This is a genomic window from Wenjunlia vitaminophila DSM 41686 (assembly GCF_000380165.1).
Taxonomy (GTDB): Bacteria; Actinomycetota; Actinomycetes; order Streptomycetales; family Streptomycetaceae; genus Wenjunlia; species Wenjunlia vitaminophila.
Window position 1 is genome coordinate 69,415 of the sequence record NZ_KB904691.1, and the last position, 19,789, is coordinate 89,203.

General features: G+C 72.6%; 18 protein-coding genes. 11 read left to right on the forward strand and 7 right to left on the reverse strand.

Going from position 1 to position 19,789, the window contains the following annotated elements:
- Positions 1 to 856: 856 nt before the first annotated feature.
- Complete coding sequence (locus A3IG_RS0120020) at positions 857 to 1,549, forward strand: SGNH/GDSL hydrolase family protein (protein ID WP_078500725.1); 693 nt, start codon at positions 857 to 859, stop codon at positions 1,547 to 1,549.
- Positions 1,550 to 1,727: 178 nt separating this feature from the next.
- Here the strand turns inward: A3IG_RS0120020 and A3IG_RS0120025 are convergent, their stop codons facing one another.
- Entirely contained in the window at positions 1,728 to 3,227 is a 1,500-nt protein-coding gene (locus A3IG_RS0120025) for a TerD family protein (RefSeq protein WP_026220459.1), read from the reverse strand.
- Positions 3,228 to 3,442: 215 nt separating this feature from the next.
- On the opposite strand from A3IG_RS0120025, the gene A3IG_RS0120030 reads away from it, so the two are divergent.
- The 4 genes from A3IG_RS0120030 to A3IG_RS0120045 all read left to right on the forward strand — a co-directional run bounded on the left by A3IG_RS0120030 (position 3,443) and on the right by A3IG_RS0120045 (position 9,383).
- Positions 3,443 to 4,576, forward strand: a complete 1,134-nt coding sequence (locus A3IG_RS0120030; RefSeq protein WP_018385374.1) for a glycosyltransferase family 4 protein — start codon at positions 3,443 to 3,445, stop codon at positions 4,574 to 4,576.
- Between the two features lie 486 nt (positions 4,577 to 5,062).
- Positions 5,063 to 5,599: a DUF6643 family protein gene (locus A3IG_RS0120035; protein ID WP_026220460.1), complete on the forward strand. Its 537-nt coding sequence runs from the start codon at positions 5,063 to 5,065 to the stop codon at positions 5,597 to 5,599.
- Positions 5,600 to 5,914: 315 nt separating this feature from the next.
- Positions 5,915 to 8,347, forward strand: a complete 2,433-nt coding sequence (locus A3IG_RS0120040) for a right-handed parallel beta-helix repeat-containing protein (RefSeq protein ID WP_018385376.1) — start codon at positions 5,915 to 5,917, stop codon at positions 8,345 to 8,347.
- 187 nt (positions 8,348 to 8,534) lie between these two features.
- Positions 8,535 to 9,383 (forward strand): DeoR/GlpR family DNA-binding transcription regulator, encoded by an 849-nt coding sequence (locus A3IG_RS0120045; RefSeq protein ID WP_026220461.1) that lies wholly within the window; start codon positions 8,535 to 8,537, stop codon positions 9,381 to 9,383.
- A 48-nt stretch (positions 9,384 to 9,431) separates the two neighbouring features.
- Here the strand turns inward: A3IG_RS0120045 and A3IG_RS30595 are convergent, their stop codons facing one another.
- Entirely contained in the window at positions 9,432 to 10,385 is a 954-nt protein-coding gene (locus tag A3IG_RS30595) for a glycerophosphodiester phosphodiesterase (protein ID WP_018385378.1), read from the reverse strand.
- A gap of 314 nt (positions 10,386 to 10,699) precedes the next feature.
- On the opposite strand from A3IG_RS30595, the gene A3IG_RS0120055 reads away from it, so the two are divergent.
- A complete protein-coding gene (locus tag A3IG_RS0120055; RefSeq protein WP_026220462.1) occupies positions 10,700 to 11,038 on the forward strand; it encodes a hypothetical protein in 339 nt (112 codons plus the stop codon).
- Between the two features lie 102 nt (positions 11,039 to 11,140).
- Here A3IG_RS0120055 and A3IG_RS0120060 read toward each other — a convergent pair whose 3' ends face one another.
- Positions 11,141 to 12,115: a helix-turn-helix transcriptional regulator gene (locus tag A3IG_RS0120060; RefSeq protein WP_018385380.1), complete on the reverse strand. Its 975-nt coding sequence runs from the start codon at positions 12,113 to 12,115 to the stop codon at positions 11,141 to 11,143.
- Between the two features lie 97 nt (positions 12,116 to 12,212).
- Between A3IG_RS0120060 and A3IG_RS0120065 the strand changes: the two genes are divergently transcribed.
- Positions 12,213 to 12,614: a RidA family protein gene (locus tag A3IG_RS0120065; protein ID WP_018385381.1), complete on the forward strand. Its 402-nt coding sequence runs from the start codon at positions 12,213 to 12,215 to the stop codon at positions 12,612 to 12,614.
- Positions 12,615 to 12,913: 299 nt separating this feature from the next.
- Here the strand turns inward: A3IG_RS0120065 and A3IG_RS0120070 are convergent, their stop codons facing one another.
- Positions 12,914 to 13,315: a hypothetical protein gene (locus tag A3IG_RS0120070; protein ID WP_018385382.1), complete on the reverse strand. Its 402-nt coding sequence runs from the start codon at positions 13,313 to 13,315 to the stop codon at positions 12,914 to 12,916.
- A 340-nt stretch (positions 13,316 to 13,655) separates the two neighbouring features.
- Positions 13,656 to 14,846, reverse strand: coding sequence for an ROK family protein (locus A3IG_RS0120075; protein WP_018385383.1), 1,191 nt, complete (start codon positions 14,844 to 14,846; stop codon positions 13,656 to 13,658).
- A 56-nt stretch (positions 14,847 to 14,902) separates the two neighbouring features.
- On the opposite strand from A3IG_RS0120075, the gene A3IG_RS30600 reads away from it, so the two are divergent.
- Both A3IG_RS30600 and A3IG_RS32040 read left to right on the forward strand, forming a co-directional pair.
- On the forward strand, positions 14,903 to 16,189 hold the full coding sequence (locus A3IG_RS30600; protein WP_104530804.1) for an MFS transporter: 1,287 nt from the start codon (positions 14,903 to 14,905) through the stop codon (positions 16,187 to 16,189).
- Positions 16,190 to 16,355: 166 nt separating this feature from the next.
- A complete protein-coding gene (locus A3IG_RS32040) occupies positions 16,356 to 16,715 on the forward strand; it encodes a DUF6480 family protein (RefSeq protein WP_018385385.1) in 360 nt (119 codons plus the stop codon).
- Between the two features lie 68 nt (positions 16,716 to 16,783).
- Here A3IG_RS32040 and A3IG_RS0120090 read toward each other — a convergent pair whose 3' ends face one another.
- On the reverse strand, positions 16,784 to 17,206 hold the full coding sequence (locus A3IG_RS0120090; protein WP_018385386.1) for a MarR family winged helix-turn-helix transcriptional regulator: 423 nt from the start codon (positions 17,204 to 17,206) through the stop codon (positions 16,784 to 16,786).
- 85 nt (positions 17,207 to 17,291) lie between these two features.
- On the opposite strand from A3IG_RS0120090, the gene A3IG_RS0120095 reads away from it, so the two are divergent.
- Together A3IG_RS0120095 and A3IG_RS0120100 are read left to right on the forward strand one after the other, a co-directional pair.
- Positions 17,292 to 18,809, forward strand: a complete 1,518-nt coding sequence (locus tag A3IG_RS0120095; protein WP_018385387.1) for an MFS transporter — start codon at positions 17,292 to 17,294, stop codon at positions 18,807 to 18,809.
- 261 nt (positions 18,810 to 19,070) lie between these two features.
- The gene (locus tag A3IG_RS0120100; protein ID WP_018385388.1) at positions 19,071 to 19,265 is read left to right on the forward strand and encodes a hypothetical protein; all 195 of its coding nucleotides are present in this window, start codon (positions 19,071 to 19,073) and stop codon (positions 19,263 to 19,265) included.
- 45 nt (positions 19,266 to 19,310) lie between these two features.
- Here the strand turns inward: A3IG_RS0120100 and A3IG_RS0120105 are convergent, their stop codons facing one another.
- Complete coding sequence (locus A3IG_RS0120105) at positions 19,311 to 19,727, reverse strand: RidA family protein (protein ID WP_018385389.1); 417 nt, start codon at positions 19,725 to 19,727, stop codon at positions 19,311 to 19,313.
- Between the last annotated feature and the right edge of the window lie 62 nt (positions 19,728 to 19,789).

Genomic DNA, 19,789 nt, shown 5'->3' on the forward strand with positions numbered 1-19,789 from the left:
GTCCGGTAGGGACGGGAAGAGGAACGCAGAAAGCACGGATCGCACCGCGCCACGACAAAGTGATCGCCGCGGGGAACACCGGCGGGTAACGTTCCTGGTGGAACACCGGCGAGTTCGGCCGCGTCGGGCGGCCCTGGTGCCGTCCGGCGTCCCGATTGATCGACGCCGTTGTGCGCGCGTACAGGAGCACCGGGCCGCACGGTGCCCAGTCACAAGAAGTCCTGGTCGTGCCGGAGTCGTGCGCGACCAGGCGTTGACGGTGCGCAGGTCGCGTGCAATGGTTCCCTGAATAACCAAGACAGGCACCTGATTACCGCTCCAACCGAAGCTCCCACTCGGCCGAGCCCGTGGCCGCCCGGTAATTCCTCAGCGGACGAGGAACCCATGAGCCGCTCGCCGAACCGGAATCACAGGGAACGAGGTTCACGAGAGAACTAGATTCGCGGTCGAACGAGATCCGGGCCCGCACGGCTGTGCGTCCTGGTATCCCGGTCGTGGATATCAGGACACCGAACGGCCGGGATTCGTTTCAGGTTCGGCCGGGGGTTGCTCCACGATTCCCCGAGCCTGACGTACAGCCAGACTGGAATCACCCTGGAGAACCACCTTCGGATAGGTTTCCCGGTCGGACGGAATTCGCGGCCGGGCTGCTCGGCCGGGGCAGCCCGGCGACGAGTTCTGTCTGCCCGTCCCACCCATGGGCATCGCGGGACCGCGCTGACGGCGGTCGGCGATCCGGCGCGGAGGGCTTGCTGAACGGGGGACAGCAAGCCCTCCCCTGGGACGCTTCGCCGCTGCCCGCGGTGGGCGGCGCACCTTCCCGGCCCGCAGGACAACCAGCGAGTCCGGAGGACGCATGAGTGACATGCCCGGCACCGACGCCTATCCACGGGAGCGCGACGACCCGTACTGCCTGTCCGACGCCGAGGCCTACGCGCTGCTCCGGGAGGCCCCGTGGCGACGGTTCGTGGTACTCGGAGACGGTCTCGCCGAGGGCCTCGGCGAGAAGACCCCCGGTTACCGCCCCGTCCCCTGGCCGGAACGGATCAGGTACGCCCTGTCCCGCCGCGTCCCCACGGTGGCGTACCTGAACCTGGGCCGGCACAACCTGGTCACCTCCGAGGTGCGGGCCTCCCAGGTGGACCGGGCGCTGGCGTTCCACCCGGACCTCGCCGCGGTGATCTGCGGCGGCAACGACCTGCTCACCGAGCGGTTCGACCCGCGCCGGGTGGAGGCGGACCTCGAGGCGGTGGTCACGACGCTGCTCGGGACCGGCGCTGACGTCATCCTCTTCACGCTGATGGACATCTGCGCGGGCGTCCCCGAACTGTCCGCGCTGCGACCACACATGAACGCGCTCAACGAGAGCGTGCGGGACGTGTCGCTGCGCCACGACACCCTGCTGGTGGACCTGTGGGGGCACCCGATCTGCTCAGCGGGGGACGTCTACAGCTCCGACCTGACCCACCCCTCGACGCGGGGCCACGCGGTCCTCGCCAGCCAGGCGCTGCGTCGGCTCGGCGAGCGCCTGGCCACCGCCGCGCGCTGACCCGGCCGCGCCCCGCGCGGGGGGCACGCCGAGGGGTGTGCGCCGACGGGTGTGCGTGCCGCCACACGGCGCGGGGGCCGACCCGGGTGTGGCCGGGCCGGCCCCTGCGGTGGTCCTGGTCGATCGTGCACGGGAGCCGCCGGTCACCTCCGGCGGCCACCGTCGCCCACCTCGGACGCTACTTGCGGCCGGGCGTCCAGTTCATGCCCCAGCCGTAGGCGTAGTCGATGGTGCGCTGCGGGCTGACGCCGCGCTCGGGCACCAGGAAGCGCGACTCGCGCTGCACGATCAACTCGCCGTTGACGTTGGTGATCTGGGCGAGGGCACACACGTTGGACGGGACGGTGCACTCGTCCAGCGAGAAGTCCACCGGCGCGCCGTGCTGCGGGTAGAGCGTCACCGTGGCGTGCAGGTTGGCGAAGCTGCGGGCGCCCTCGTAGATGTAGACGAAGATGAGGATGCGGCGGAACAGGTCCTTGTGGTCCAGGTTGACGGTGAGGTTCTCACCGGTGTCCATGGCCCCGGTGCGGTCGTCGCCGTCGAGGTGGATGAACGGCGGCTGGTGCAGCGAGCCGAACGAGTTGCCCAGCGCCTGGACGATGCCCTTGCTGCCGTCCACCAGCTCGAACATGGCGCACAGGTCCAGGTCGAGGTCGGAGTGGGAGGCCGCGGCCCGGCCCGCCTTGCGGATCCAGCCCTTGAACTGCTTGTGCACCTGCCAGTTGAGGTTCACCCGCATCGTGCCCGAGGTCCCGCCCTGCTTGGTGAGCGAGACGGTGTTCATCTCCTTGGTGAGCGTGACCTTGCTCAGGTTCACCTGCCCGGTGGGCGCCGGGGCACCCGGGGCGGGCGGGGCGTTGTAGCCGCCCGGGGCGGGCGGGGCGTTGTAGCCGCCCGGGGCCGGCGGGGTGTTGTACGACGGCGCCGGGGCAGGGGGCGGCGTGGGAGCCGGGTAGCCGGGGGCCGGGGGCTGCGGGGCGTTGTACGAGGGCATCGGAGCGGGCGGCGGCGTAGGAGCGGGGTAGCCGGGGGCGGTCGGCATGGTCGGCTGGGGCGGGGGGTAGCCGGCGCCGGGCATGGAGGGCGCGGGCGGCATCGGAGCCGGGGGCGGGGTGGGGGCCACGGGGGCGGGCGCCGGCGGTGCGGGGGCCGGAGCCGGCTCGTCGTCCACGCTGATCCCGAAGTCGGTGGCGAGCCCGGCGAGGCCGGAGCTGTACCCCTGGCCGACCGCTCGGAACTTCCAGGCTCCCTGCCGCCGGTACAGCTCGCCGAGGACGAAGGCGGTCTCCACCGTCGCGTCCGTGCTGTCGAACCGCGCCAGCTCGGCACCGTTGGCCGCGTCGAGCACCCTGATGTGCAGTCCCCTGACCTGTCCGAAGCTGCCACCGTCGGACGAGGCGGCGAGCACGATGGTCTCGATGGTGGGCTCGACGGCTGCGAGGTTCACCAGCAGGGTGTCGGTGACCGCACCGCCCGCGGGGCGCTTGCCCTCGTGCCGCACCGCGCCGGAGGCGTGCTGGGGCTGGTTGTAGAAGATGAAGTCGGCGTCGGACCGTACCTTGCCGGAGGACAACAGCAGTGCGGAGGCGTCGGCGTCAGGCGTGCCCGGCCCCGACTGCCAGCCGAGCTCCACGCGTACCGAGGAAGCCGGTACGGCGGTGTTCGTTCCCTTTTGCATCGACATGCGCTCTTTCCCCCTGCTTGACCGGGCTTGCGGGTGCACCAGTGGCCGCCTACACCAATGCACCCTAGCGGAGACCCAGCGGGGGTGAAGCGCCGTGTGTGACCCGCAGCCACCCCAGGGTTCCGGCCTTTCCGGTCCTATTCGGCCCTCTGTGCCGGGCACGACTGGAATCCTGAGGCGATTACCGGACGCGGAGAGGTGTCGCAAGCATGCACGTGCTGCACGTCATCGACAGCCTGCACGACACCGGAGGAGCCGGGCACGCACTCGCGGTGACCGCGCCCCACCTGGTGCGCGACGGCGTGCGACTTGACGTGGCCTGCCTCCAGCCGGGGGACACCGCGCCGCTGACCGCGGCCGGAGTCGACGTCTTCGCCGTCGGTCACCGCGGTCGGCTGCGGGCCGCCGCCGCGCTGAGCGGGCTGATCCGGCGCCGGCGCCCCGACCTGGTGCACACCACGCTGCACCAGGCCGACCTGGTCGGCCGTGCCGCGGCCAACGCGGCGCGGGTGCCGGTCATCTCGTCCCTGGTCCGATCCGCCTACGGCCCCGAGCAGTTGGCCAGGTGCGGGCGGACGTCCCTGCGGGTCCGCGGCGCGCAGGTCGCCGACGCGCTGACGGCCGTGGGGGTGCGTCGGTTCCAGGCGCTGACCCGGCACCTGGCAACGGAGATGTCCCGCAGGCTCGCCGTGGACCCGATGCTGATCGACGTGGTGCCGCAGGGCCGGGACCCCCGGGTCCTCGGCACCGTGACCGAGTCCCGCAGGGCGGCGGTCCGCGCCGCGTTGGGGCTGGGCCGGAACCAGCCCGTGGTGCTGGCGGCGGCCCGGCAGCACCACTCCAACGGCCTCGACGTGCTGATCCGCTGCTGGCCCCAGGTACGCGCCTGGGAGCCGCACGCGGTGCTGCTGCTCGCCGGCCGCCCGGACGAACACACCCCGCGGTTGAAGGCGTTGGGCGCGAACGACCCCTCGGTGGTCTTCCTGGGCCACCGCAAGGACGTCTACGGGTTGATGGCCGCGTCGGACGTGGTCGTGGCGCCGTCCCGACGGGAGGGGATGAGCAGCACGGCGATGGAGGCGATGGGTGTGGGCGTGCCCCTCGTGGCCACGGACGTGCCCGCCCTGCGGGAGACCGTCGGAAGGGACGAGCACGCCCTGCTCGTGCCCCCGGAGGACGGGGACGCGCTGCACCGCGGCCTGCTGGACGCCCTCACCTACCGGGGTGCCGCCGCCCGCAGGGCCACCGCCGCCAGGGAGCACTTCCTGAGCCACTACACGCTGGAGCGGATCTCCCAACTGATGATCGCCTTCTACCGCAAGGCGCTGCTCCGCACCGTGTGAGCGCCGTGGCGTCGCACCGGTCCGTGCGACGCACGGCGAACGCGACGCGGGGCGACGCGACGGCCGGCCCCTTGCGGGACTGCCGGTGTCGTGCGGCGCCGACGACGCGCCAGGACAACGACCGGTTTTCGGCGCTTCCACCGGCTCCGCTCGCGACGGCAGCTCCGGTGGAGCCGATGTCCCGACACACCGTCAGCCACCATCAGGGCCCGGTCACCGTGGTCGAACGCCGTCATCGCAACCCCGGTTGGGGGCCGGCCATCCGCCTCCGGCCAGCACGTCGGAACGGCGAGATCCAGCCAATCCTTGACCAGGACCGCGGTCGTGAACACCGCGGGGACCGGCCCTCACCCGTTCCACGAGCGCGAGCCGGGGACCCCTTTTTCACACTTCGGGGCCATTGCGGAACTCCGCCGTCATCGGGCGCGCAAATTACCGCGCCAACCTGTCTCCCCACAACGCTCAATGTGGGCATACCTTATGGTCATGACCACCCCCCGCGGCGCCTACGGCGGTTACTACGGCTCGTCGGCATTCAAAGAGACACCGATCTACGACAGCCTCGTCGCCGAGCGCGGAACCCCGCAGATCGCACCCATCAGGGTCCCTCCGGCGTACGAGAGCCGGAGCAACCTGCCGGCGCTGCCCGCGCTGCCCTCGTCGGTCTCGCCGCCCGCCCACCACCAGCCGGCGCACACACCGGCCAACGGCACCCCCACGGGCTACCCCGGTGGGCACCCGCACCCCGGTGGGCACCCGCAGGGGGCGCCGATGGCCTATGTGCCGCCGCAGTCCGCGATGCCGCCGCGGGGCGGCTACACCGCGGGCGCCCAGTACCAGACCCAGGCGCCATACCAGGGCGCCCCGCCGCAGGACCAGGGTCCCGGCATGCGCCCGGTGCCGCCGCGTCCGGTCGCCCCGCGCCCGGCTGCTCCCTACGGGGGCCCCGTCCCGCCGCGTCAGGGCCCCGCACCGCACCCCGAGCAGGGACACCCCCGCCCCTACCAGGGCCCCGGTTACTGAGCCGGCCGCGCCCGCGGGGGCGCCACGGGCGACCGGAGGGAAAGGTGGGACGCCTCCGCCGGCACCGGCCCGGCGGAGGTCGTCAGGCGTGCCCGTGACGGCCCGTGCGCGGTCGAGCCGCTGACCACCGCGGGGCCGGCGGGAACGGCCCGATCCAGCGGTCCGGCCGGGGTGCTCCGCCGGGCGCCCGTCCCGCGCGCGATACCGTGGTCCGGCCGGTTCCTCGCGAGGCCATACTCTGCCCGAAGACCGGCGTGCCGGCGGCAGGGCCGGGTGGGTGGAGCAGCTCACAGGACGTGGGGGCAAGTCAACACGATGGCACAGCGCGTGGTTCAGGTGACGCACACGAGCACCTCCAGGTGGCGCCGCAGGACGGGCGAGTACGACACCCTCACGGCGGCCCTCGAGGCGGCGGGTGACGGTGACGTCGTGTCCGTGCAGCCGGGCACCTACCAGGAGAACGTGGTCGTTGCCCGCCCGATCACCCTTCGCGGGGCCGACGGCCCCGGCACCGTGCGGATCGTGCCCACCGGCGGGGTGGCGCTGACCGTGCGCGCCCCCGCCACGGTCTCCGACCTGTACGTGGAGGGCCAGGACACCTCGGTGCCGGCCGTGCTGGTGGAGTCCTGCGCCGCGGAGCTGTCGGACATCCGGGTGGTCACCCGTTCGGCGGTGGGAATAGAGGTGCGGGAGGGAGCCACCCCGACGGTCCGGCGCTGCGTGGTGGACAACCCCGCCGGGCTCGGCATGAGCGTCTCCGGCAGGTCGGGTGGGCTGTTCGAGGACTGCGAGGTGGTCCGCTCCGGGCAGACCGGCCTCTCGGTGCGCGAGGGGGCGTTGCCGCGGCTGGAACGGTGCCGGGTGCACCACGCCTCGGGCGCGGGCCTGGCCGTCTCCGGGGAGGGCACCGGGGTCGAGGCCGTGGGCTGCGAGATCTACGAGGTCCAGGGGACCGGGGTGCAGCTCACCGCCAGGGCGGTGGGCGACCTCGCGGACTGCGAGGTGCACCGGGTGACCGCCGACGGGATCACCCTGGACACCGACGCGGTGCTGCGGATGACCGACTCGCAGGTGCACGACGTCCCGGAGAACGGCATCGACCTGCGTTCCCGTTCGGTGCTGACGCTGCACAGGACCACGGTGCGCCGGTTCGGCCGCAACGGCCTCTCGGTGTGGGACCCGGGTACCAGGGCCGACGCCAACGACTGCGAGATCCACGACAGCACCGGCGACTACCCCGCGGTGTGGATCAGCGACGGCGCCGTCGCCACCCTGGACTCCTGCCGGGTCCACGACGTGCCGGACGCGGTGTTCGTGCTGGACCGCGGGTCACGGGCGGACATGGTGGACAGCGACCTGTCGCAGGTGCGCAGCACGGCGGTGTCGGTGAGCGACGGCGCGACGGTGCAACTGGACGACTGCCGGATCAGGGAGGCCGCCACCGGCGCCTGGTTCCGCGACCACGGCAGCGGCGGGGTGCTCGCCTCGTGCACCGTGGAGAACACCGCCACGGGCGTGATCGTCACCAAGGGGGCCGACCCGACCGTGGAGCGGTGCACGGTCCACTCCCCCGCCGAGGCCGGCTTCTACGTCTCCGCCGGGGGGCGGGGCACGTTCCAGGACTGCACGGTCACCGGCAGCCGGGGCTACGGCTTCCACGTCATCGACGGCTGCCGCAGCACCCTTCGGCGCTGCCGCACCGAGCGGTGCGCCCGCGGCGGTTACGAGTTCGCCGAGGACGGTCCCGTCACGGAGGGCTGCACCAGCGACGAGAGCGTGGAGCGGCGGGCCGTGATCGAGCACCACGCGACGCCCGCCGAGAGCCCCTCGCAGGCCGCCCGGCAGACCGCCACCACGTTCGGGGTGCTCGGCGGGATTCCCTCCCCGCGCCCCGCGGGGGACCAGTCCCCACCGGCCGCCGACCCGCCGGTGGACAGCCGGGACTCCGACGACGTGCTGGGGGAGCTGGACTCGCTGGTGGGCCTGGCCACGGTCAAGCAGGAGGTCCGGGCGCTGATCGACCTCATCGCGGTCGGCAAGCGGCGTCAGGCGGCCGGCCTCAAGGCCCCGTCGCTCCGCCGCCACCTGGTCTTCACCGGTTCCCCGGGCACGGGCAAGACCACGGTGGCCAGGCTGTACGGGGAGATCCTCGCCTCGCTCGGGGTGCTGGAGCGCGGTCACCTGGTCGAGGTGGCGCGGGTGGACCTGGTGGGCGAGCACATCGGTTCCACCGCGCTGCGCACCCAGGAGGCGTTCGAACGGGCGCGCGGCGGGGTGCTGTTCATCGACGAGGCGTACGCGCTGGCCCCGGAGGACGCGGCCCGCGACTTCGGGCGTGAGGCGATCGACACCCTGGTCAAGCTCATGGAGGACCACCGCGACGCGGTGGTCGTCATCGTCGCCGGCTACACCGCGGAGATGGAGCGGTTCCTGTCCGCCAACCCCGGGGTGGCCTCGCGGTTCTCGCGGACCATCACCTTTGCGGACTACTCGCCCGAGGAGCTGCTGGCGATCGTCGAGCAGCAGGCCGTGGACCAGCAGTACCAGCTCTCCGACGGGGTCGCGGAGGCGCTGCTCAAGCACTTCACGATGCTGCCGAAGGGCCCGGCGTTCGGCAACGGGCGCACAGCGCGCCAGACGTTCGACGCCATGGTGGAACGGCACGCCGGACGGGTGGCCCAGCTCGACGATCCCAGCCACGACGAGCTGCAACTGCTGTACCCCGAGGACCTGCCGGCCCTGCCGTGAGCGGCGCCGCGGCCCCGCGCCGGGGACCGGCGGCGTCCCCCGGCCCGGGTGGACCCGGGCGTCGTGGGTGGGGCCCGGGGACGGCTCGTGCTGGAGCACCACCCGTGGGAGGATGCTCGACGGCGCGCCGCCGGCGCGGGCGTGGCCGGTGGTGCTGGACGGAGCGGGACGTAGGGGGCTGACGGCTGTGAGTGACAACCAGAACCTGTTGGCCGAGCAGCGGCGCGCCCTGATCCTGGACGAGGTGCGACGGCGTGGCGGGGTCCGGGTCAACGAACTGACCCGCAAGTTGAACGTCTCGGACATGACCGTGCGCCGTGACCTGGACGTACTGGCCCGGCAGGGCGCGGTGGAGAAGGTGCACGGGGGTGCCGTCCCGGTGGCGGACGCCTCCAGCCACGAACCCGGGTTCGAGGCCAAGTCGGCCATGGAGATGTCGGCGAAGGAGGCCATCGCCCGGGCCGCGGCCGAGCTGGTGGTGCCGGGGAGCGCCGTCGCCCTGTCCGGTGGCACCACCACGTTCGCCCTGGCCCAGCACCTGCTCGAGGTGCCCGACCTGACCGTGGTGACCAACTCCGTTCCGGTGTCGAACGTGTTCGAAACAGCCCGGCGCTCGCAGGCCCGCGCCGCGCTGCCCCAGCAACCGCGGGGGTCGGCCGTGGTGGTCCTCACCGGGGGCACCCGCACCCCGTCCGACTCCCTGGTGGGCCCGGTCGCCGACCGGGCGATCGAGGGCCTCCACTTCGACGTGCTGTTCCTCGGGGTGCACGGGATCTCGGTGCGGGGCGGTCTGTCCACGCCGAACCTGGCGGAGGCGGAGACCAACCGCCGGTTCGTGGAGTCGGCGCGGCGGGTGGTGGTCGTGGCGGACCACACCAAGTGGGGGACGGTCGGCCTCAGTACGTTCGCGCCGCTGGACGCGGTGGACACCCTGGTGACCGACTCGGGGATGCCGGGTGAGGTCCGTGAGGAGATCTGCGAGCACCTGCGGGAGCTGGTCGTGGCCGGGGAGCCCCGCACGGCGGAGGCGCCCTGACGCCCGGCCCCCGTGGGGCCGGGCATCGGGCGCCGGGCGGGACGGGGGTTACCGGCCGCTCACGGAGTCGGCCGTCTGCGGGCCGAAGGTGGTGTTGTTCACCACGCCGCGTACCAGGTCCGGGTAGTTGGTGATGATGCCGTCCACCCCGGCGTCGGCGACCCGGCGGGCGGTGTCCGCGTCGTTGACCGTCCAGGTGAAGACCTCCAGCGGCTTGCCGTGCGCGCCCTTGACCTCGTGCACCGCCTTCACGTACTCGGGGGTGACGTCGGCGAACCGCGGGTTGATCTGGTCGGCGAACTCGGCGTACTTCGGGAGGTTGTCGATCGACGGGGTGCCGAGGAATCCGGTCTTGGCCTCGGGCACCAGCGCGTGGAAGGTCTCCACGGAGTCCGCGCTGAAGCTCTGCGTGATCAGCTTGCGCTGGATGTGCCGGCGGTCCAGCCAGCCCTCGTCGTCGAGCACGTCCACGATCTGCTCTTCGATGCCCGGGTAGAGCTCGGGGGCCTTGATCTCCATCAGCAGGTTCTGCCCGGTGTCATCGAGGAGGTTCACGTACTCCTCGAGCGTCGGCACCCGCTCGCCGGTGAACTCGGCACCCTTCCAGCTACCCGCGTCCAGGGTGCGGATCTCCTCCAGGGTGAAGTCCGCCACCTTCCACGGCGAGCGGCCCGGGAAGCGCTCCTCGACGTCGGTGGTGCGCTTCAGCGTGGTGTCATGCATGATGACGAGTTCGCCGTCCTTGGTGCGCTGGACGTCGTTCTCCACCCACAGGATGCCGAGGTCGTCCGCCTTGCGGACCGCGGCCAGGGTGTTCTCGGGGGCGTAGGCCGAGGCGCCACGGTGCGCCACGACCGTGGTGCGGTCCGAGATCGCTGCCGGGGTGGTGGACTGGGCCGCCTCCTGGTCGGACTCCGTCGCGTGTGCCGCGGCGGCGCCGGCGATCAGTGCGGTGGTCAACAGCGTCACGGTGACACTGCCCGAGACGAGACGTCGGAACATGCGGTCCCCTTTAATCGTGCGTAGTGAGTCTGCGGAAGGTGAGCCTTCTCCCTCAGTTCTTCCGCAAATAAACAAGAGCATGACAACAGAGTGAAGATTGTTGTTCGAGTTGTTCATGAGGTCTCCTCAAGCCGCACGTTCTCCTCACCTTCGGGGCGTCGCCGGCGTCCCCCGCGTCTCGCCCGTGCCACCGCGAAGGGCACCCACGAACAACTGACCGAGCTCTGCTTCCCCACTGGCATCCCCGGCTGCGGCCCGGCAGACTTCCCAGTAAGGAAGACCGCCCAGGATGAACACTGGTGGGGGTGCACGGCATGACGGAGCCCGACTTCAGCGCTACGGGCGTGCAGATCGGCAAGTGGCTGCGGCCCCTGACCCGCGCCGGACAGGTACTCATCACCGATGGGCGGCTCCGGCTGCTCACCAGCCGGGGGTCGGAGATCGACAGCGCCCCGGTGGACCGGGTGCAGGCGAGCGCCTCCCGCTTCGGGCCCGACGGCAGCGCCTGGGCCACGGTCAACGGGACCCGGTACCTGCTGTCCATCAGCGGCGCCGAATCCGACGCCCCGGGCGGTCGGGTCGCCCGGGAGAGCGCCAGGCGAGCCGTACGGAGCTTCCTGGACGCGCTCCACCACGCCCGTCGAAGTGCCTGAACGATCCGAATCCCGACGGCGGGTCACCTGAGCCAGCGGCAGGACTCCGCCGCAGGCCGCCGCGTCAGCGACGGCGGACCGTGCGGCGCAGTTGCGCAGCCCTCAGGGTGACACCCCGTAGCGGGCGGCGATCGCGGCGGCGCGGTTGCGCAGGGAGGTGCACAACCACTGCGGCGCCAGGGCTTCCGCGTGCGCGCCGAGGTGCCACAGTGCCCATTCGGCGTGTCTCGAGTCCTGGAAGGTCACCTCCAGCCGCAGCCAGCCGTCCGCGTCGGCTTCCTCGGCGAGGACGGCCAGCGCGGTGCCCACCAGGTCCTCCCGCCGCGCCGGGTCCATCCGCACCAGCACGGTGACCTGGTCGCCACCCGTCCGGAACCGTGTACTGCGCTCCTGCCAGGCCCGGGACAGATCCACCCGGTCGGGTCGCTGTGCCGGTTCGGCGAGTTCCTCGGCGGCCAGGATGCGGGACAGCCGGTAGGTGCGGTCCTCCCCGGACCGCGTGGCCAGCAGGTAGCCCTGGCCGCGCACGGTCACCAGGCCGATCGGGTCCACCGTGCGCCACTTCGGGGTCTGGTCCACGGCGGCGTAGTGGATGCGCAGCTTGTGTCCGGCGAACACCGCGCACCGAACCTCGGTCACGACGGTGTCGGGCACCTCCTCAGCGACCTGCCGGCGCGAGAGGAGGTCGGTTTCGGGGTCGATGAGCAGTCGCTGAGCCGCTCCGGCCGCGGTGGCCCGACAGCTTTCGGGTAGCGCGTCAACCACCTTGCGCATGGCGGATGCCAGCGCCGAGCCGAGTCCGAACGCCTGCGCGCCGCGCCGCGACCCGGCGACCAGCAGGGCGAGTGCCTCGTCGTGGTTCAGTCCGGTGAGCTCGGTCCGGAAACCCGGCAGCAACGCGAACCCGCCGTGCCGACCGCGTTCGGCGTAGACCGGGACTCCGGCGGCGGACAGCGCCTCGATGTCGCGCAGCACGGTGCGGGTGGACACCTCCAGCTCGCGGGCGAGCGTGGTCGCGGAGAGCCGGCCGTGCTGCCGCAGCAACAGCACCAGCGATACCAACCGGTCGGCGCGCATGCGAGAACCCTACGGGAATACATGACACACGGTGTCGTACTTCGTTGGGAGGCTTACCAGCACGACGAAGATCCACTGCACACGAAAGGTGATCCACATGGCACACGCCCTGGTCAATCCGGATGGTCTGCACGACCCCGTCCCGTTCGGCTACAGCCACACCGCCACCGTCCCCGCAGGTACGGAACTGGTGCTCGTCGCGGGTCAGTACGGATCGGGCCCAGACGGCGCGGTCGTCTCGGCCGACTTCACCGAGCAGGTGAAGCAGGCGTTCCGCAACATCGGCGTCGCCCTCGCCGCCCACGGGCTCGACCTCAGCCACGTCGTCCAGCTCAGGACGTACGTGGTGGACCATGACGTCAGCAAGCTCGGGCCCATCGCCGCGGCCGTGCAGGAGGGCTGGGGTGCGGAACCGCCCACCCAGACCCTCATCGGGGTCGCGAGCCTGGCCGCGCCTGACGTGCTGTTCGAAGTCGAGGCCGTCGCCGCCCGGCCCTGACTCGCCACCGCCCGCGTCCGGGCGGTCCACCCGGCGCGGGTGAAGGTGCGACGGGGCGACGAGTGAGCAGCGGCGCCGGAAGCTACGGGGTGGCTGACTGCCATGGCGCGCAGGGGGCGGGTGAGCAGCGCGCCGGCAGTCAGCTCGAGCGCGTACACGGGCCGGTCGGTGCCGGGGACGGGGCCGAGGTAGGTGTGGCCGGTCGTGTGGGGCGGGCGACGGCAGCAGTGCGGGTACTTGCCGCGGACGGCGGGAACAGGGGGGCCAGGCGATCACCGACGATGAGGACAGCCACGTCCTCACGCAGGACCCGCGGGGCCGCGTCGGTCCTCGACGTGGACGACGTTCAGTTCGGTGCCGTCCCGGTGGCGCTTGGCACGTCCGCACAACCCGACAGCGAGGTCCTCGTGACCACTGGGCTCGTCGGGCGCGACATGAGTGAGGACGTCCCGGTGGTGACCGGTGACCACCCAGCCGTCGGCGTCCCTGACGTTGATCACCCCGAAGTCTCCCGCGGCAGAGCCTGCTTCCACAGGGCCGTACTTCCTGAGAATCTCGATGGCCTGTTCGGCAAGGTCTCCATCGGGAGCGGCAAGCACCACACAGGTGCCGTGTTCGAACAGCACCCACGACTTGCGAGGGTCGGGGAGAAGGCGCTGCCAGACGTCGATGATCATTTCGGTCTTCACGGTGACCATCATGTCGCAGGCCCCGACACACAGTCACCATCCACTGATGCCGTTCGCCAACACGCGACACCTCGACATGCGAGCCCAACCAGTCCCGGGGCCGACCAAGCACAGCGCATCACCGAACCCTTTCCGTGACGTTCCGCCAGGAACTACCGCTCGATCCTTTGACCCGGGGGCAGAGTGGGACTCCGGGGACAGGGAGCCCTGTCGGGTTGTGCCGGCACGTCGGCGCAGCAGAGCGCCATGCGTCAGGGCGCCCCGCGGCGCCGTGTCGGAGCGGCCCGGTGGGCCTCCGCCAGGGAAGCCGCGTCGAACCCCGGTGCGCCGGGGACCGTGTGGAAGCCGGCACTCAGGCCGGCGCCGCCTCCAGCGCGGTGACCGGGTCGTCCAGGACCGGCTGCCAGGCCAGCTCGGCGGCCCCCACCAGACCGGCACGCCCGATCCCCGAGGGCAGCAACGGCACCCCCCGCCCCCACAGGCTGCGTTCGGCGACCACCGCGTGCAGGCGCCGCGGCTGCGCGGACAACAGGGCCGAGTGCAGCCCGCCGAGCACGATCCGGTCCGGGTTGAGGATGTTGACCAGGCCGGCGAGACCGAGTCCCAGTCGGTCCGCCAGGAGGTCCGCGGCGCCCCGTACCCCGGCGTCGCGGTCCGACTGACGGAGCAGGTCCACGGCCTGACGCAGCAACGAGGGCTCCGGCCCGGGGGTACGCCCGGCGTCCTGGAGGAACGCCAGCGGGTCGGCCTCGACGTCCAGGCAGCCCCGGCCCCCGCACCGGCAGGGGCGCCCCGCGGGGTCCACCGTCAGGTGGCCGACCTCCAGGGCCAGTCCCGCACTGCCGGTGTGCAGCCGGCCGTCGAGGACCAGCGCCCCGCCGACTCCTCGGTGCCCGGTGGTGACGTACAGCAGGTGACGGGCGTCCCGACCGGCGCCGTGCCGGTGTTCGGCGAGCGCCTCGAGATTGGCGTCGTTGCCCACGAAGTACGGCGGCGGGGCACCACCGGGCCCCTCGAGGCCGGCCCGCCGCACCGCGGCCCCGAGCTCCGCGGACACCGGGGTGCCCACCGACCAGGCGACGTTGAAGGCGTCGAGGGCCTCTCCCTCGGGCTCGGAGACCGCTGACGGCACGGCCATGCCCACCCCGACGCACCGCAGTTTCGTGGCCCGGAGCAGGTCGGCGCCCGCGGCCACCACCGCGTCGATCACCGCTGCCGGCTCCTGGGGGACCGTCACGCACCCCCAGCGGGTGTCCACGACGCGTCCGCCGAGACCGACGAGCGCCGCCCGGTACCCGTCCACGTGCACCTGGAGGGCGAGCACCACCGGGCCCCGCGGGGCGACGGCGAGCCGGTGCGAGGGCCGGCCGTGGGTGCCGGTCGGCGGAGCGGTCGGGTGGGTGTCCACCCGGATCAGCCCCAGGGCCGCCAACTCCCCGGCGGCGGCACCCGCCGTGGCCCGGGTCACCCCCAGCTCAGCGGTGAGCGCCGAACGGGTCGGGGCCCGGCCGGTGTGCACCAGCATCAGGGCGGCGCCCAGCACGTTCCTGCCTCGTTCCGGCCTTGTCCGTGTCCGAGTCACCACCCTATTCTCACTTTGTGCCGCTGCTAAACAAAACGGACCCCGCACTGGTCCGCGTGCGGGTCGCCGTCACCGTCCTGTTCGCCCTGACGGGAGTGGTCTTCGCCGGTTGGGTGGTGCGCATCCCGGCCGTCAAGGAGCAGGTGGACGCCTCCCCCGGGGAGCTCGGCATCGCCCTGCTCGGCGTCTCGGCCGGCGCGGTGCTCACCATGACGGCCACCGGCCGGCTGTGCGCCCGGTTCGGTCCGCACCCGGTGGCCGTGGCCTGCGCGACGCTGCTCTCGCTGAGCGTCGCGCTTCCGGCGCGGACCCACTCCGCGGTGGCCCTCGGGCTGGTGCTCGTCGTCTTCGGCGCTGCTTACGGCGGTCTCTCGGTGGCGGTCAACAGCGCGGCGGTTGACCTGGTCGCCGCGGTGCGCCGACCGGTGATGCCCACCTTCCACGCGGCGTTCAGCTTCGGAGGGCTCCTCGGCGCCGGCCTCGGCGCCCTGTTGGCCCCCCACCTCAGCGCGGCCCGGCACCTGCTGCTGCTCACCGCGCTCGGGCTGGTCACCACCGCCGCCTGCTCGGCGGCCCTGCTGCGCGGCTCCGCCGCCGTGTGTCCGCCCGAGGGCGACACGCGCCCCGCGTCGCGCGCCGGACGGAACGCCGGTCCGGACCGGCTGCCGTTCGCGGTGGTGGTGTTCGGCCTGATCGCGCTCTGCACCGCCTACGGTGAGGGCGCGCTCGCGGACTGGGGGGCGCTCCACCTCGAGCAGGACCTGCACACCGGAACCGGCCTCGCGGCCGTCGGATACGCGGCGTTCTCCCTGGCCATGACGGCGGGTCGGTTGTGCGGCACCTGGCTGGTCGAACGGGTGGGCCAGACCGCCGCCCTGGTCGGCGGCGGCCTCACCGGGGCCGCGGGCATGCTGGTCGGCGCGCTCGCCCCGCAGGTCTGGCTGGTCCTCGCCGGCTTCGCCCTCACCGGGCTGGGGCTGGCGAACCTCTTCCCCATAGCCATCGCCCGCGCCGGTGCGCTGGCCGGCCCCCGGGGGGTGGCCGTCGGCTCCACCCTCGGCTACTCCGGCATGCTGGTGGGTCCGCCGGCGATCGGCCTCCTCGCCGAGCAGGTCGGGCTGCCCCTCGCGTTGACAACGGTGCCGTTGCTCGCGGGGTTCGCCGCGGTCATCGCCTACGTGGTGCGGGGCACCGGTACTGCTCCGGCCGACCCACCCCGGCCGGCCGCCCCCTCGGTGGCGGGCGGAACACCGGAACGGTCGCTCGCCCGTCCCCCGGGCGACGAGGAAGCGGAGCGGAGTTGATCCCCCCGAAAGCGTCGGTGCCCCCGGCAGCGTCGGTTCCCGGCGCCGCGCCGGCCCCGCCGACGCGGGGAGGACACCTCCCGTTCCCGGCGACGGGGGAACTCGTTCGGAGGAGGTAGCCGTGGCGGACCTGGGTACCCGTGGAACCCCGGACCGTGGAGGAGCCATGGCACCCCCTGACGACCCGCGCCGCCTGGGCGGGAAGGAACCCGACACCGCGGAGCAGCCCCCGGCGGACGGCAGCCCAGGACCCCGGACACCGAACCGCCCCGGGACCGGCCCCGAGGGGCGGGACGCCCCCGGTGCGGAACCCGAGAGCGCGGACCGCCCCGGGGTGGAGCCGGGCGGTGCCCCACCGCAGGAGACCCCGCCCGTGGAGCCGAGCACGACCACCGACCTCGCCGCCACCAGCCCGGAGGAGAAGGCCAGGGGTTGGGCCAGGACCCCGGTGATCCTCGTCCTGGCGTCCGCGTTCCTCGTCACCTTCGGGTTGGTGGCCATGGTGGTGAGCAGGGTGGTGGACTGACGCGGGCCCGTCCCGACGGCGCGGCACCGGACGGACCAGGTCGCCCAGCGGCATGGGCGGTGGTGCGGCTACCCGGGGCCCGCTGCGGCCGGGAGCAGCCTGGCGAGGACCGCGCGGTGGGTGGGCCGGGCGGCGTCGCACCGTGACCGGCCCTCGTCGGTGAGGCAGACCCGTACGCCGCGGCGGTCGTCCGCGCACATGGCCCGGGTGACCAGGCCGTCCTTCTCCAGTCGGCCGATCAACCGGGACAGCGCGCTCTGGCTCAGGTGGACCGTCTCGGCGAGTTCCTGCACGCGCAGCGGCGGCTTCCCCGCGGTCACGCAGGCGTCGGAGAGGCGGTCCAACACCTCGAACTCACTGGCGCCGATGCCGTGCCGCTCGTTGAGCTGCCGGTCGAGCTCGCACCAGGTGGTGGCGTGCAGGGCGAGCAGTTCCCGCCACCGCGCCACCAGGGCCCTGTCCGCGTCCGCGGGCATGTCCTTCGACGGCATGCCCGCACGGTACCAGAGGGGAGCCCTCCATGCAATTGCATTAAATGTTATTGCATTAGATGCAGGCGCATGTAATCTGCTCCGCATGCACATCTCCGTTCCCAGCAGTACGACCACCGTCGAGGGGCGCTGGGGTGCCCGACTCTGGGGCACCCTGCTGGTGCTCTGCGGGGCCATGTTCCTCGACGCCCTCGACGTCTCCATGGTGGGCGTGGCCCTGCCCTCCATCGGCTCGGACCTCGACCTGAGCACCGCCACCCTCCAGTGGGTGGTGAGCGGGTACATCCTCGGCTACGGCGGGCTGCTGCTCCTCGGCGGCCGGGCCGCCGACCTCCTGGGGCGCCGCCGCGTCTTCCTCATCGCCCTCGGCGTCTTCGCCGTCGCATCCCTCCTGGGCGGCCTGGTCAACTCCGGCCCCCTGCTGATCGCCAGCCGCTTCGTCAAGGGGCTCAGCGCCGCGTTCACCGCTCCGGCCGGCCTGTCCATCATCACCACCACGTTCCCCGAGGGCCCGGCGCGCAACCGGGCGCTGAGCATCTACACCTCCTGCGCCGCCACCGGCTTCTCCATGGGCCTGGTGCTGTCCGGACTGCTCACCGAGGTGGGCTGGCGCTGGACCATGCTGCTGCCCGCGCCCGTCGCGCTGATCGCGCTCGTCGCCGGGATCAAGCTGATCCCGCGCAGCGCCGGCACCCGCCCCGAGCGCCGCGGTTACGACCTGGCTGGCGCGGCGACCGGCACGGCGTCCATGCTGCTGCTGGTGTTCACCGTCGTGGAAGCTCCCGAAGTGGGCTGGCTCGCGGGGCGCACCCTGGTGTCCTTCGCGGTCTTCGCGGCGCTGCTGACCGCCTTCGTGACGATCGAACGCCGCACCCGGCACCCGTTGGTCCGGCTGGGCGTGCTCCGCTCGGGCCCCCAGGTCAGGGCCAACCTGGGAGCGGTGCTGTTCTTCGGCTCCTACGTCGGCTTCCAGTTCCTGGTGACGCAGTACTTCCAGTCGCTGGTCGGCTGGTCCGCCCTGGAGACGGCCCTGGCCTTCCTCCCCGCCGGGGTGCTGGTGGCGGTGGCCTCCACCCGCATCGGCCCCCTGGTGGACCGGTTCGGCACCGCCCGGGTGCTCGCCGTGGGGTTCGCGGTGCTGACCCTCGGCTACGCGCTCTTCCTCCGAGTGGACATCGAACCCCGCGTCGGTGCGGTGATCCTGCCGACCATGTTGCTGATCGGCCTGGCCTGCGCCCTGGTCTTCCCCTCCCTCAACATCCAGGCCACATCCGGCATCCCGGACGACGAACAGGGCATGGTCTCCGGGATGCTCAACACCAGCGTGCAGGTCGGCGGCGCCCTGGTGCTCGCCGTGGTCACCGCCGTGGTCACCAGTGACGAGGAGGCGGCGACCACCCCCGCGGCGGTGCTGGACAGCTACCGGCCGGGCCTGGCGCTGCTGACCGCCGTCGCGGCCACCGGGCTCCTGCTGATGCTGACCGGCCTGCGGCGGCGCCGGCCCCCGCACAGCGTCGTGGTCGCCCGGGGGGAGCAGGCCCAGTCGCAGCCGGCCACGGCCCCCGAGGACGTCGCGGTGCCCGAGGCGTCGGCGGTCCGTTAGTCCGTTAGTCCGTTAGTCCGCTGTTCGGCGCCGTTGGGGCAGCGGGACGGTGGGGTGTGGGGGCGGCCGGTCCCCACACCCCACCGTGGCCGTACCCGGCCGCGACACGGGGACCGAAACCCGGCGACGCACCACCGGACATCACTGCCTTCGTCGAGAGAAATACCCGTTTGGAGCACACGTCCGGCGATGGGCGAGTCGCCCGATTACGCCACACTGTCCTGCAACACCGTGCCAAGGGCGCGGTGGAGGAGGGTGTGCATGGTTCTGTCGATCTCCGCGGTCCTGTTCCTGTTGATCCTGGCCGCGATCTTCCTACACAGCGGCAGGCTCCGCTGGTCCCATGCCCTGGTGTGCGTGCTGCTCGGTTTCTACCTCGCGCACAGTTCGATGGCCGAGGGCATCGAGAGCGGGCTCTCGGCGACCGCGGACGTGGTCAGCGACATCCATCCGTGAGCGGCGGACGGCCTCATGTGTCGCCCGCCGCTCACGGCCCGGACGTCAGGGCCGTTCGGGCTCGGTGGCGGCGGTCTCCGGCACCACCGCCACCGCGGTGATCTCCACGAGCTGACCGGGATAGCCCAGCCAGGAGACGCCGAGCAGGGTGGAGGTGTGCGGGCCCACGGCCAGCCCGGAGGACCGGACGACCTCCCACACGTCCAGTTCCGGCCCCACCACGTACACCGTGGTGGCGACGACCCGGGTCAGGTCACTGCCGACCGCCCGCAGCGCCTGCTCCAGATTGGCGATCACCTGCCGGGCCTGTGCGGCGATGTCGCCCTCGCCGACCAGGTTCCCCTCGGCGTCCAGGGGGACGGCCCCCGCGGTGAAGACGAGCCGCTCCCCCGCCTCGACCACCGCGGCGTGCGCGTAGTCGGGCGGGGGGAACAGGCCGGGGACGGTTACGCGCTGAGCCATCGTTGTCACTGCCTTCTCATCGTGCTGACGGACCCGGCTCATCCTCGTTGACCTCAGATCCG